Here is a 13,808-nt window from a genome sequence, read left to right on the forward strand (position 1 = left end):
CGAAGTGGAACTCTCGTCGTGCTGCTCTGCAGTTGCCGGACCGGCAACCGAAATAGTGGGTGCCTCGGGCACCTGATTCCCTTCTGTATGGTCCGCGCTGTGACCCCACCGGTGCGGGACCTACGATTCGACGGCACCCAGGCACTTGAGTGATCGGCCTCGGGCGCACGGCGAGCGCGGACAACTGTGATTGCTGTTGAAGAGTCTAACCGTGAACCGGGGTCACCACCCGGACGGCAGGGGGCGCCCCTCGGCGAATCCGGCTGCGGACTGAACTCCCAGAACTGCGCGTTCGGCCAACTCGGGGAGACTGCGGGCCCCTGCGTAGGTGCAGGTGCTCCGAACTCCGGCACAGATGTGATCGATCAGATCTTCGACGCCGGGGCGATCGGGATCCAGGCGCATCCGAGAACTGGAAATGCCCTCCTCGAACAAAGCCTTACGGGCCCGGTCGAACGCACCGTCGGTAGCGGTACGTGCGGCAACCGCCCGCTTGGACGCCATGCCGAAGCTCTCCTTGTAGCGATTGCCCGATGCGTCCACCCGTAGGTCGCCGGGAGACTCGTAGGTTCCGGCGAACCACGAGCCGATCATGACGTTCGCGGCTCCTGCGGCCAGGGCGAGCGCAACGTCACGGGGGTGCCGCACGCCGCCGTCGGCCCACACGGATGCTCCCAGTTCTGCTGCTGCAGCGGAACAGTCGGCCACTGCCGAGAACTGCGGGCGCCCGACGCCGGTCATCATCCGCGTCGTACACATCGCGCCGGGACCGACACCGACCTTGACGATGTCCGCGCCGGCCTGCACCAGATCTCGCGTGCCTTGCGCGGACACCACATTCCCGGCAGCGAGGGGCACTCCGAGATCGAGAGCGCGTACAGCAGCGAGAGCGTCGAGCATCTTCTCCTGATGTCCGTGGGCTGTGTCCATCACCAGAACGTCGGCACCGGCTTCGACGAGTGCGGTCGCCTTCTCCGCCACGTTGCCGTTGATGCCGACCGCCGCGGCGATCCGCAGGCGCCCCGATGCGTCCACGGCAGGGGCGTAGATGCCCGTCCGAACCGCGCCGGTTCTCGTCACGACACCCGCCAGCGAGCCGTCGTCCTCCACGACGACAGCAAGGTGTGCATGGGCCGCTTCGATCTTCTCGAACACTTCCTTGGGTGACGCGTGGCGGGGAACGCGCACGAAGTCGGCGGACGCCACGGAACTGAGCCGGGCGAATCGGTCGACGTCGGTGCAGGCGCTCTCGGTGACGACTCCGATGGGCTTGCCGTGTTCGACGATCACGACCGATCCGTGAGCTCGCTTGTGCACCAGCGCCAAGGCGTCGGACACGGACGCGTTGGGCCCGAGCACCACCGGTGTGTCCGCGATCAGGTCACGGCTCTTGACGAATGCGACGGTGTCGGCGACGGCCTCGGTGGGCAAGTCCTGGGGGATGACGGCGATGGCACCGCGCCGGGCGACTGTCTCGGCCATTCGCCGACCCGATACTGCCGTCATGTTCGACACCACGATCGGAATGGTCGTTCCCGAGCCGTCCACCGTGCTCAGGTCGACGTCGAAACGCGAGGTGACATCGGTTCGGTTGGGGACGAGGAAGACATCGTCGTAGGTGAGATCGTAGGGCGGCTGGTGACCATCGAGGAACTGCACGTTGATCGAGACTACCGGTCGGGTGAAGTTCCTGTGTTCGACGCCCGGTCCGACGCCGTCGAATCGGCAGTGTTCGCCGCCTGAGTTCGCGACAGGAGGACGGTGGTGACGATCATGACGGCCACCGCCACCACGATCGTCGCCAGGGCTGCGCCCTCGGTTCTGAGTCTTTCGTCCAGGACCGTCACTCCGATGAACGCTGCACCGAGGGGTTCGCAGATCGTGACGGCCGGCATCGATGCGGACAGCGGCCCCACCTGGAACGCGCGTTGCTGCAAGTAGAAACCGACAACGCCGGATCCGATCAGGGTGTAGGTCTGCCATGCCGTCAGTGCTGCAAATGGATCGGCGTCGACGAGATCGGTCACGAATTTGGTGAGAGCTGCAGCAAGTCCGAACAACAGACCTCCCGCAGCTCCGAGAAGCAGGGCCCGCAGGCCAGGGGAGGACAGCAACAGGCCGCCCACTGCCGCGCCGCCGATCAGGACGGCGGCGACGATCAGAGGCACGATCCACGCTACGAGAGGAGCATCGGTTGTGCCTTCGCTCGGGTCACCCACCACGATGAAGACCGCGAGAGCGGCGGCGAGGAGAAGCGCGAGTGCCCAGGTCGACCCAGGCAGGGAGCGGCGCGCGAATTTCGCCGACATCGGCAACGCGAACAACAGGGCAGTGACGAGCAGCGGCTGCACGACGAGGACCGAACCGACCCAGAGCGCCGCGATCTGTACCGCATAGCCACCCCCGTCTCCGATCACGCCCATCCACCAACGGGGACTACGAACGAGGGCAGACACCAGCGACGTTCCCTCCGGAACGGACGCAGCGGCGCTCTGCTGCGCCACCGCCGCACACGCGAACAGGAATGCCGAAAACAGAGCGAGTACAACCGACAACCAGGGCGAGGTCACCCGCGTCGTCCTCGGCCGGTGCCCCGACTGCCTCCGGTTCGGCCCCGTCGTTCGTGCCGCGCGGGCGCGGCCCCCCGCCGGGCCCCACGCTCCGGCAGATCACCGCGAACGGATCCCGAGGTGTCGGCCATATTGGACAGTGGTCTGCCGATGGGGGTGCGAGCGCCGGTCATGCGGCGCCACGAGACCGGGTCCGCTTCGGTATCGACGACGGTGGCCGAGATTCCCGCTTCGTCTGCCATCGCACGCACCCGAGTCAACTGATCTTCGGTAGCCAAGGTCACGACGGTTCCGCTGGCCCCGGCTCGCGCGGTTCGGCCTGCACGGTGCACGTAGTCCTTGGAATCCATCGGCGGGTCGACGTGCACCACCAACGTGACGTCGTCGACGTGCACACCGCGAGCCGCGACGTCGGTTGCGATGAGAGCGGCCGAACTGCCGTCCGCGAAGGCGGCCAGCGAACGCGTGCGGTGTGCCTGAGTCTTGTTGCCGTGCAACGACGATACGGGTACGCCCAGTCGGCGACACTCGTCGGTGAGTCGATCGACCGCGTGGGTGGTACGGACGAACAGCAGCGTTCGACCGTCTCTGTTGGCGAGTGCGGCAGCTACTTCGGTCTTGTGCGCGCCATCGACCTCGAACACGTAGTGCGCAATGTCGGGCACGCTCACCGATTCGGCAGTGGAGTGCTCCGCCGGATCGTCCATGAAGGTCTCGACCAGGCGGTCGGTGTCCTGGTCGAGGGTTGCCGAGAACAACAACCGCTGGCCGTCGGGCGGAGTCGCGGCCAGCAGGGATTCGATCTGGGGCAGAAACCCCATGTCCACCATTCGGTCGGCTTCGTCGATCACGGTCGTCTCGACGCGATTCAGCGCGATGGAACGTCGCTCGAGCAGGTCGTTGAGACGGCCGGGGGTGGCGACCACGATGTCGACACCGCGCTGAATCTCGCGAACGTTTCGTTCGAGGGGGACACCGCCCACGACACAGACGGTGCGCAGGCCGAACGTGGCACCGTGCAGGTCGAGGACCTCGTGGATCTGGAGTGCGAGTTCCCGAGTCGGTGCGAGCACGAGCCCACGCGGTGCCGCCGGCTCGCTTCGACGACCTGCCAGCCGTACGAGCAGTGGTAGTCCGAACGCAAGCGTCTTCCCCGATCCGGTCGGGGCGCGTCCGAGTACGTCCCGGCCGGCAAGTGCGTCGGGGACGGCAGCAACCTGGATCGGAAAGGGGCGGGACACACCCGCATTCTTCAGCGAATGTACGAGAACCACCGGGAGCCCCAAGTCTGCGAACGATGAAGCGGGTGGAGTGGAGCCTGCAGAACGCCCCTTCGGTGATTGACCCGGCATAGCTGTGACCTTACCGCCGCGTCGAGCGCGCATGGAATCTTCTTGTCGGTGCCGCGCGCAATACTCTGCCGTAGAACGCACGTTCGAATGCGTTCTACATCGCGGTTGCCGTGGGGGCGACCGCTCGCCGAGTGGGGGAGCTATGTGCAGGATGTGTGACGGCTACGGCGTCGACGAGTACATCGGAGATGTGAAGAGCGCCATCGATCGATTCGGATGGGCCTTGCAGTACGTCGAATCGGAGGTCGACCGGGACGGTATCCATCCGGCGTTCTGCTACACCGTCGGTCTCACCGGTTTCGGAAGTCCGGAGATCGTCGTGACGGGTCGCGACCCGAACGAGTCTTCACGAATACTGAATGCGCTCGGCACTTCGGTAGCGTCGGGGCTTTTGGAGGTCGAAGCTGGAATCGGCTGCTGGGCAGCAGGATTCGAGCTTTTCACCATCGACGTACCGGATTGTGTCGACATTCTCCACGCAGCGTCGGACGTGTACGGCAAGGGGTGCTTCAGCGCCGTTCAGGCCGTGTGGAAGGACTGCGACGGTTCGTTGCCGTGGGAGGGCATTCCCTCGACGGTGGTCCAACCGGTGCTCGGTCCGTTGCCCTGCTGACTGCAGTCGTCCATGAACCGGTGGCGCCGCGTGAAGCACGCTGCGCCACCGGCGGACGAGGGTCGGTCAGGCCTCGATCTCGGACCGATCGCCACTCCAGAGGGTGTGGAACTTTCCTTCCGAGTCGGTTCGCTCGTAGGTGTGGGCACCGAAGAAGTCACGCTGACCTTGAGTCAATGCCGCTGGCAGACGCTCTGCCCGCAACGCGTCGTAGTACGAGAGAGACGACGCGAACGCGGGGACCGGAATGCCCAGCGAGGCTGCAGTGATGACGACCCGACGCCAGCTGTCGATGGCGTTCTCGATGGCGTCACGGAAGTACGGTGCCAGGATCAAACTGGGCAGCTCGGCGTTGTCGTCGTACGCGTCCTTGATGCGGTCGAGGAACCGCGCGCGAATGATGCAACCGCCTCGCCAGATCGTGGCCAGGTCGCCGGGATGCAGACTCCAGTCGTATTCGGCGCTGCCCGCGGCGATCTGGTCGAAGCCCTGCGCGTAGGCGACAATTTTCGACGCGTACAGCGCCCGGCTGATGTCGTGTGTGAACTGCTCCGCGTCGGTGGGCTTGTCCGCAAGGGCACCCGAGGCCAGCCCGACGGCCGCCTTGCGCTGCGCCCGCGATCCCGACAGGGCCCTGGCGAAGACCGCTTCGGCGATACCGGTGACGGGAACACCCAGATCGAGTGCGGCCTTGACGGTCCAGCGGCCGGTGCCCTTCTGCTCTGCGGCGTCGACGATCACGTCCACCAACGGCTGACCTGTCTTGGCGTCCACCTGGCGGAGCACCTCGGCGGTGATCTCCACCAGGTAGCTCTCCAAATCGCCGTTGTTCCACTCGGTGAACACGTCGGCGACCTGTGCCGGGGTGTAACCGAGGGCATCGCGGAACAGGTTGTATGCCTCGCCGATGAGCTGCATATCGGCGTATTCGATTCCGTTGTGCACCATCTTCACGAAGTGGCCGGAGCCGTCGGGTCCGATGTGGGTGCAGCACGGCGTGCCGTCCACCTGTGCCGCAATGGACTCGAGCAGCGGACCGAGTGCCTTGTAGGACTCGGCCGGGCCGCCCGGCATGATCGACGGGCCGTTGAGAGCGCCCTCCTCGCCTCCGGAGATTCCGGCACCGACGAAGAGCAGGCCGCGCTCCTTCATGGCAGCCTCTCGACGGATGGTGTCGGTGTACAACGCGTTGCCACCATCGATGATGATGTCGCCCTCTTCCATCGCGCCCGCGAGTTCCTCGATCACCGCGTCCGTCGGGTCGCCCGCCTTGACCATGATGAGGACCCGGCGCGGCTTCGCGAGCGCAGCGACGAACTCCTCGATGGTTTCGGTACGGATGAAGTTTCCCTCGCTGCCGTGCTCGGCGATCAACGCATCGGTCTTGGCGACACTGCGGTTGTGCAACGCGACGGTGTGCCCGTGATGCGCGAAGTTGCGTGCGATGTTGGAGCCCATGACGGCGAGTCCGGTGACTCCGATCTGAGCCAGTTCTTTCGGTTCTGCTGCTGAGGTCATACAGACAGCTTTCCCTGCCGAGCGGCGTCGCGCGAGCCAACCCCTCCAGCAGAACTCAAACCTGGCCGCAGACAACGACAAAAGGTGCCGCATTCGCGAAGAATGCGACACCTCATGTCGTCGAAATATGCTCCGGCCGATTCACGACCGCACGGTTACGAACCGATCAGTGGCTACGATTTGATCAGTGGCTGCGAGCCGGACCGTCGAAACCGTCGTACGAGCGACGTTCCGTGCGGCTGCGGAAGCCACCCGACCGGTGCTCGTCCTGGCGGGGAGCGGATGCCGGGCGACGGTTGTCCGAGCCCCGGTTGTCGGAGCCGCGTCCTTCGTAGCCCCGGCTCTCGGAGCCGCGGTACGAGCTCGAGTCGGTGCGACGCGGGCGGTCACCCTGGTAGCCGCCCTCGCTGCGCGGGTTGGAACCCTGGTATCCGCCGCTCGAGCGCGGGTTCGAGCCCTGGTATCCGGTGCGGGGGCGGTCACCCTGGTAACCGCCTTCACTGCGTGGGTTGGAGCCCTGGTATCCGCCGCCGGAGCGCGGGTTCGAGCCCTGGTATCCGCCGCCGCTGCGGGGATTGGAGCCCTGGTATCCGCCGCTGCTGCGGGGGTTCGATCCCTGGTAGCCGGGACGGCTGTTGCGATCGCGGGGCGAGGACTCGGCGCGCAACGGCTCACCGGTGGGCTTCTTCGCGCCGGTGATGCTGTTGAGCTCGGCCGAACCGGGCGAGACGTTGACAGCAGTGGCCTTGACGCCGGCCATACCGGTCAGACGCAGAACCTGACGACGCTGGTTGGGGAGCACGATCGCGACGACGGTGCCCTTCTCGCCGGCGCGCGCCGTACGTCCTGCGCGGTGCAGGTAGTCCTTGTGATCTGCGGGCGGATCGACGTGAACGACGAGGTCGATACCGTCGACATGGATTCCGCGAGCGGCAACGTCGGTGGCGACGAGGACGGGGGTGCGGCCGTTCTTGAAGCGCTCGAGAACCCGGGTGCGCTGATTCTGTGCCTTGCCACCGTGCAGTGACTCCGCGGCGATACCGAGCGCACGAAGGCGATCGGTGATTCCGTCGCAGCCCAGCTTGGTACGCGCGAACATGATGGTGCGGCCGCCTTCGCGGGCACCGATCTCGGAGAGAACCAGATCCTTCTGACCCCGGTCGACCATGAGGACGTAGTGGTCCATGGTCCGGACGCTGGCCTTGCCGTCCTGAGTGGAGTGCTCGACGTGGTCGGGCAGGAACTGGCGGACCAGCGACTGAACTTCACGATCGAGGGTTGCCGAGAACAGCATGCGCTGTCCGTCCGCCGGAGTGTCGGCGAGGACGGCACGCACCTCGGGCAGGAAGCCCATGTCGGCCATCTGATCGGCTTCGTCGAGTGCGGTGATCTCGATGGAATCGAGGATGCAGGTGCCCTGACGAAGGTGATCGGCGAGGCGGCCGGGCGTGGCGACGAGTACGTCCACTCCGCGTCGGAGCTGCTCGACCTGCTTGTTGAACGGGGTGCCGCCGACGGCAGGCATGACGCGCAAGCCCTGCGCGTTGGCGTAGGGAGCAAGGGACTCCACGACCTGGAACGCGAGTTCCCGAGTGGGAACCAATACGAGCGAACGCGGGCGCTTGGCGGCCGGTCGATCGGTGTGCAGCGACAGGCGCTGAAGGATCGGCAGGCCGAAGGCGAGCGTCTTGCCCGAACCTGTCTGTGCCCGGCCGAGAACGTTCTTGCCGGCGATGGCGTCGGGAAGGGCCTTCTCCTGGATGGGGGACGGCACGGTGATCGAGTTACGCGCCAGTGCGGCGACGACAGCCTCGGGCAGTCCGAGCTCGGCGAAGGTGAAGGCCGGTGCCGCTACGGGCGTCGGGACTGCCGTGGAGTCGGAAGTGGTGGAAACGGGTGTGTTGGAAACAGCGTGGGTCACGCAGTAAAGCCTCTCCGGATTACGGGCACGCCAATAAGCCCGAAGCTGAGAGCACCCGAACGAGAAGGGAAACACGAAAAACAGCCAGAACACATTGATACGAGCCAGGGCACTGTCACCTGGCCATCGATATGCGGATGAGAACCGCATAAAGTGGGGCTGTTTGTGCCATTTCGATTGCTAGGTCGCGATGGCGACCGAGGTCCACTCTACGGGATGGATCGCGAATTGTTCACCCCGAGTCGATGTGACCTGTGCGACGCCGAACAGCCGAGAGCTCACCCGACCAGCTTGCTCAGTTCCTCGAGCCAAGGCATCGCCACATAGATCGTCGGAAGTACGAGGATCACCACAGCGGTCGCGTAGGCAACCGCAGCGATGCGGACGTCGCTGCCGGGACCGCTCAACCGCTGCACCCTGATCAGGGTGTGAGGCCCTCCGGCCGCCATGGCACCTCGCGGTGCGGTGGACCCTGCGCACGCGACCAGTGCCCGAGCCAGCGGGGTGGGTCCGGTCACCTTGACCGCCGAGTCGTCGGCCAACAGCTCGACCAACAACTGCACGCTGCCCAGTGCCGACTTGCTTCGTACGATTCTCGGGAATGCCTCGTTGACCGCGGTGAATGCTTCGAGGACCAAGTCGTGGCGGGCGCGAAGGTGCGACCGTTCGTGGCTGAGGATGGCGGTGATCTCGGCCTCGCAGAGATTGGCGAGCGTTCCCCGACTCAGTACCACCCTCTGACGCAGACCTGGCAGGCAATACGCGATCGGCTCGGCAGCGTCGAGCACGCGGATATCCGCATCGCGCAGACTACGAAAGGGATTCTCGTTCAGGTTGTTTCGATCCAGCAGGTCGACGAGCATGCGGTGCCGAGAGCGGCGACGACGGGTTCGGACCGCCACCTGAACAACGGAGAACATCAGCTTGGCACCGATGCCGAGGGTGATCGCGAGTACGACCACGTACAGGATCCACAGGGGAAGGCCGAGCGCGTCGATTTCGTCGGTGGGTGCTGTGGTGGGACGACCGTCCGGGCCGGGAACCAGAAGCAGTCCGCCGATGGCGAGACCTGAGCTGAATGCCGAGAGCACGGCGGCCAGCGCAATTGCCTGCCACAGAACCAGCGCTGCACGCGGGGACCGATACGGCCAACTGGCGCGAGCGAGCACGGCTGGCACCGGCCCCGCCAGAATCAGCGCGAGTACCGCGAATACCAACGCAGTCGTCGAGTTCATGTCCTCACTTACTACGGCGAGCGTCAGTCCGTCGGACGGCCTTCTCCAGCCGAAGGGGACTCTCTCGTCGATTGTGCCACTTCCAGAGCGGCGAGTGCCTCACGGAGTGCGGCGGCTTCGTCGGCCCCCACCTGTCCGACGAAGTGGACGAGTGCGGCAGCGCGTCCACCGGACGCGGGTGCCTGCGACAACGCGTCGACCATCAGGCTCGCAACCAGCTCGTCTCGTCCGTGGAGGGGCGCATACCGGTGAGCTCGGTCGTCGCGCTGCTGAACGACCAGCTTCTTCTTCGCCAACCGCTGCAACACCGTCATCACCGTCGTGTACGCGAGCTCGCGATGCGTCGCGAGTGCTTCGTGTACCTGTCGAACGGTCTGGGGATCCGTCGACTCCCACAGATGGTCCATCACTGCGCGCTCTAGTTCACCAAGACCAGCCATTCTTCTTACTCTACGGCTACTCCGACGCTGATGCGTACTACCCGTGGTAGTACCTACCGTCAGGGCAGTGTGGGTTCGGTCATAGTCCTGGCGTCTCGAATCGACGGGTCTCCACGGGGAGCACCTCGGGGCGAATATCCTTCTCACGTGATCGTGCCGCCCCGCGGCCCGACTCTTCGAGAAGTGAGCGGAGACGCAAGAGTGGAGTGGTTCGATTCTCTGTCGTTGATCGACGGCCCGGTACCGGTGATCGTGTCCGTTCTCGGCGCGCTCGGTGGAGTGTGGTTGGTCGTCTCGTCGTCGCGGCGATACTCGAGACGTGCACTGCCGATCGCGGCGACGGTTGCGATCGTTGTCACGGCTCTCGGTTACGTGGTGGTCGAGAAGGTATGGCGACCGTTTCCGGATCCGATAGCCACCTCGATCTACGTCTGGATCGGCGTGGGTCTCGCCGCACTGTTCGCGGTGGTCTCCCGCTTGCTCGCAGCTCGTGGGGTGCTGGGCAAACTGACGACGGTGGTGGCAGCGATCCTCGTGGTCGCAGCTGCGGCGCTGCACGTCAACCTGGAGTTCGATGCATATCCCACCGTGGGCAACGCCCTCGGAGTCGAGTCCGCTGCCCGTATCCAGTTCTCGGATGTGCCGGCCGCGGTGGCGCAGACCGTCAGCGGTTCGCCCCTGGATTCGGTGTGGACCGCACCTGCTGATCTGCCGACCGCAGGACGTGTCACCTCGGCACCGATCCCGGCCACCGCGTCCAACTTCTCAGCTCGGGACGCCGAGATCTATCTCCCGCCCGCGTATTTCGCCGATCCTCGCCCGTTGCTGCCGGTCCTGGTGTTGCTCGCGGGTCAGCCGGGTGCGCCCGAGGACTGGCTCAACGGCGGAAAGCTCGCCCAGACCATGGACAACTTTGCCCGTGACCATGCCGGTCTTGCGCCCGTCGTGGTTGTCGCGGACGGCACCGGGTCATCGATCGCCAATCCACTCTGTGTCGATTCGCCGCTGGGGAACGTGGACACGTATCTGTCCCGGGACGTTCCCGATTGGATCGACGCCACCTTGCAGGTGGACCGCGATCGCGCTCACTGGGCGATCGGTGGATTGTCCTACGGTGGCACGTGCTCCATTCAGATGGCGACCAATCACCCCGACGTCTATCCCACCTTTCTCGACCTGTCGGGTCAACGCGAGCCCACCCTCGGGGATCGGGATCGAACCGTGCAGCAGGCCTTCGGCGGCAATTCTGCGGCATTCACCGCGATCAACCCGCTCGACCTGCTCAAATCGCGTCGGTACCCCGACTCGGCCGGTATTTTCGTCGTGGGCTCGGACGACAAGGATTACAAACCGGGTCAACAAGAGATGTACGACGCGGCGAAGGCCGCTGGAATGGATGTGCAGTACGTGGAAGTACCTGGCGGACACAGCTTCGCAGTGTGGTCGGAAGGCCTGCGTCGTGAACTCCCATGGCTGGCAACGAGAACAGGGCTGACTTCGTGAACGTGACCGAGCCGGAGCTACCCGCGACAGTCACCTCGTCGTCGGCAGAGGCCGACGCAGGCGACGTCGCCGGACCTTCGTGGATATCGAAGCGAACCAAGGCGTTGAAGTTGGGATCGTCCGCAGCGATGCGTCAGATTCGCAGATTGTGGTCGCTCATCGTGTTCGGAGCGGTGGGGGCCCCGGTCAGTTTCACGTTGCTTGCGATCGTGTGGTTGACCGGTATCGCTGCGGCCGTGTTCGACGATCGTGGCGAATTGGACAAGTACTTCGCCGTGGGCATCATGCCGTTCGAGCACTGGCACCTGTGGACCCCGCTGACCTCGGGATTGGCGGCTCCCAATATCGCCGGTTGTGTGGTGGCGACTGTTGCCGTTCTGCTCGCCGCTGCGCCTATCGAGCGCCGGACAGGGTCCCGTCGCTTTGCCATCGCTGCGTTCGTCACCCAGGTAGCCGGTTCGCTGCTCGGTCTCGGTCTCGCAGCTCTGGCCAAGACCTTCGATGCCGATTGGGGTTTCCGGCTGCACGTCGGAACCGCGGTAGGTCCGACGACCTGGATATTCGGCGTGGTGCTGGTTGCGACCTCGCGGATGGATACGTTGTGGCGCAGACGGATCCGCGTCGGCGTGCTGGCACTGCTGGTGACGTTGGCCCTGTTCGGTGGGCACCTACAGGACGTGGTTCGACTGGCCGCCGCGGTGATCGGTCTCGTCGTGGGGCCGTGGATCGTCGGTCGGTCGGCACGTGGCCCTCGATTGGCGGGTACCCAACGCGAAGGCCGCGTGCTGGTTGCGCTCATCGTTGCTGCGAGTGCATTGGGTCCGGTTCTGGCGGCCCTGAGCCCCAACGCTGTCGGTCCGTTCGCCGTCCTTCGAGATGTGGTTCGAGGAGTTCCCTACACGGCAGCCGAGGTGCGCGAGATTTGTGCCGATGCGACCACCGATCCGGTGGAGTGCCGTCGCGGTCTGCTCGATCTCAGGCTCGGCGGCGTCGGTCCGACGATTCTGAGCATCATGCCCTCCCTGTTCTTGCTGGTGATCAGCGACGGCCTTCGGCGAGGCAGGCGTTTCGCGTGGGCTCTGGCGATGGTCTCCCAGCTGATCCTGCTCGCACTGTCGGTGGCCAACTTCGCCATTCGGTTCCTGGAGGCCGGCGACGACCAGTCGCTGTTCTACGGACTCGAATCGCCGACCGCGTATCGCACCGCGGTGCCGTTCTTGCTACCACTGATCGTGCTGGTGGTTCTCTTGGTCACGCGCAAGTTCTTCGACGTGTCGGCGCCCTCGGGCACCTACCGGCGGTGGGCGGCGTCGGTGATCGGGGTCGGGGTGGGACTCGGCGTGGTCTACACGGTCGGTGGGTACCTCGCGCGCGGCGGCTTTGCCGATTCGCCGTCGTTCGGTGGTTTGCTGTCGGACTTCCCGCAGCGCCTGATTCCGCCCGTCTATCTGCAATGGCTCGAACCCGCTCTGCTGCCACAGAGCATTCCCACAACCTTGCTGTTCGAGTGGACCGGCGTGGTGTTCTGGTCGGTGGTCTGTGTTTTCGCTGCGAGCACCTTCCTGACTCCGGTGTACGGGACGGAGACCGACGCGACCGAACGGGCGCGCGGACTGCTCATGGCGAGCAGCGGTTCGGCGCTGTCGTGGATGACGACCTGGCGCGGAAACAAGTACTGGTTCGGCCCCGACGGCCGCAGTTACGTCGCCTACCGCGTCATCTCGGGTGTAGCTCTGACCACCGGCGATCCAGTGGGTCCGCGAGAGTCGTTGCGGGACAACGTCGTCGAATTCGCCGAGTTCGCGTCGAAGAACGGCTGGATACCGTGTTTCTATTCCGTCACCCCCGATGTTCGCCGCATCACCGATTCTCTCGGCTGGGGCGGAATCCAGGTGGGTGAGGAGACGGTGCTCGACCTGGACGGAATCGCTTTCACCGGCAAGCGTTTCCAAGACGTGCGCACGGCACTGAATCGGGCGAAGAAGGCGGGTGTCGTAGCCGAATGGATTCGTTTCCCGTCGGCACCACTGGCCATCACCGATCAGATCACCGCGATTTCGGAGGAATGGGTAGCAGACAAGGGCATGCCCGAGATGGGGTTCACCCTCGGCGGTCTCGAGGAGGTCGACGACGAGAACGTCCGCTGCCTGATCGCGGTCGACGAGCATCGGACCGTGCACGGCGTGACCTCGTGGATGCCGGTGTACGAGGACGGCGTCATCGTCGGATGGACGCTCGACTTCATGCGCCGTCGTTCGGAGGGCTTTCGGCCGACGATGGAATTTCTCATCGCGTCGGCTGCTCTGCTGCTCGAGCAGGAGGGTGCCAGATTCCTCAGTTTGTCCGGCGCACCGCTGGCAAAGGTCGACGAGAAGCAACCCGAACACGTCTCCAGCGCAGAGCAGTCGACCCTGTCGGGACTGCTCGAACGGTTGCTCGACGTGCTCGGACGCACCCTCGAACCCGTCTACGGATTCCGTTCTCTCCTGGCATTCAAATCCAAGTTCCAGCCTCGCTACGAACCGATGCACATGACGTTCGCGGATCCGGCCGCACTGCCCAGTATCGGTAACGCGATCGGTCGGGCCTACCTGCCCGACGTGTCGATCGGTCAGGGGTTCAAGCTGGTGCGCACCATGATCGAGCGGTGACCGCG

General features: G+C 65.1%; 10 protein-coding genes. 3 read left to right on the forward strand and 7 right to left on the reverse strand.

Going from position 1 to position 13,808, the window contains the following annotated elements:
• Positions 1-222 precede the first annotated feature (222 nt).
• Genes BH93_RS13220 through BH93_RS13230 form a run of 3 tightly spaced genes read right to left on the reverse strand, consistent with a single transcriptional unit; the run spans position 223 to position 3,811 of the window.
• Positions 223-1,659 (reverse strand): GuaB1 family IMP dehydrogenase-related protein, encoded by a 1,437-nt coding sequence (locus BH93_RS13220; RefSeq protein WP_037150357.1) that lies wholly within the window; start codon positions 1,657-1,659, stop codon positions 223-225.
• An 11-nt stretch (positions 1,660-1,670) separates the two neighbouring features.
• Entirely contained in the window at positions 1,671-2,570 is a 900-nt protein-coding gene (locus BH93_RS13225; RefSeq protein ID WP_037173667.1) for a DMT family transporter, read from the reverse strand.
• Entirely contained in the window at positions 2,567-3,811 is a 1,245-nt protein-coding gene (locus BH93_RS13230; protein ID WP_242459200.1) for a DEAD/DEAH box helicase, read from the reverse strand. The genes BH93_RS13225 and BH93_RS13230 overlap by 4 nt, the downstream gene beginning before the upstream one ends.
• A gap of 262 nt (positions 3,812-4,073) precedes the next feature.
• On the opposite strand from BH93_RS13230, the gene BH93_RS13235 reads away from it, so the two are divergent.
• Positions 4,074-4,535 (forward strand): DUF4262 domain-containing protein, encoded by a 462-nt coding sequence (locus BH93_RS13235; RefSeq protein WP_052065072.1) that lies wholly within the window; start codon positions 4,074-4,076, stop codon positions 4,533-4,535.
• 66 nt (positions 4,536-4,601) lie between these two features.
• Here BH93_RS13235 and gndA read toward each other — a convergent pair whose 3' ends face one another.
• The 4 genes from gndA to BH93_RS13255 all read right to left on the reverse strand — a co-directional run bounded on the left by gndA (position 4,602) and on the right by BH93_RS13255 (position 9,649).
• Complete coding sequence (gene gndA, locus BH93_RS13240) at positions 4,602-6,053, reverse strand: NADP-dependent phosphogluconate dehydrogenase (protein WP_037173669.1); 1,452 nt, start codon at positions 6,051-6,053, stop codon at positions 4,602-4,604.
• Positions 6,054-6,237: 184 nt separating this feature from the next.
• Entirely contained in the window at positions 6,238-7,974 is a 1,737-nt protein-coding gene (locus BH93_RS13245; RefSeq protein ID WP_037173671.1) for a DEAD/DEAH box helicase, read from the reverse strand.
• Between the two features lie 278 nt (positions 7,975-8,252).
• On the reverse strand, positions 8,253-9,209 hold the full coding sequence (locus BH93_RS13250) for a M56 family metallopeptidase (protein ID WP_032403466.1): 957 nt from the start codon (positions 9,207-9,209) through the stop codon (positions 8,253-8,255).
• A 23-nt stretch (positions 9,210-9,232) separates the two neighbouring features.
• On the reverse strand, positions 9,233-9,649 hold the full coding sequence (locus BH93_RS13255) for a BlaI/MecI/CopY family transcriptional regulator (protein WP_032377940.1): 417 nt from the start codon (positions 9,647-9,649) through the stop codon (positions 9,233-9,235).
• A 201-nt stretch (positions 9,650-9,850) separates the two neighbouring features.
• On the opposite strand from BH93_RS13255, the gene BH93_RS13260 reads away from it, so the two are divergent.
• On the forward strand, positions 9,851-11,152 hold the full coding sequence (locus BH93_RS13260) for an alpha/beta hydrolase (protein WP_037173672.1): 1,302 nt from the start codon (positions 9,851-9,853) through the stop codon (positions 11,150-11,152).
• Positions 11,153-11,280: 128 nt separating this feature from the next.
• Entirely contained in the window at positions 11,281-13,803 is a 2,523-nt protein-coding gene (locus BH93_RS13265; protein WP_037174235.1) for a bifunctional lysylphosphatidylglycerol flippase/synthetase MprF, read from the forward strand.
• Positions 13,804-13,808: the final 5 nt, after the last annotated feature.

This window comes from Rhodococcoides fascians A25f, assembly GCF_000760935.2.
In the GTDB taxonomy this organism is placed as follows: domain Bacteria; phylum Actinomycetota; class Actinomycetes; order Mycobacteriales; family Mycobacteriaceae; genus Rhodococcoides.

Excerpts from the sequence above, each read along its gene's own strand:
- BH93_RS13250 (WP_032403466.1), bottom strand. The coding sequence starts at position 9,209 with ATGAACTCGACGACTGCGTTGGTATTCGCGGTACTCGCGCTGATTCTG.
- BH93_RS13265 (WP_037174235.1), top strand. The coding sequence starts at position 11,281 with ATGCGTCAGATTCGCAGATTGTGGTCGCTCATCGTGTTCGGAGCGGTG.
- gndA (WP_037173669.1), bottom strand. The coding sequence starts at position 6,053 with ATGACCTCAGCAGCAGAACCGAAAGAACTGGCTCAGATCGGAGTCACC.
- BH93_RS13255 (WP_032377940.1), bottom strand. The coding sequence starts at position 9,649 with ATGGCTGGTCTTGGTGAACTAGAGCGCGCAGTGATGGACCATCTGTGG.
- BH93_RS13235 (WP_052065072.1), top strand. The coding sequence starts at position 4,074 with ATGTGTGACGGCTACGGCGTCGACGAGTACATCGGAGATGTGAAGAGC.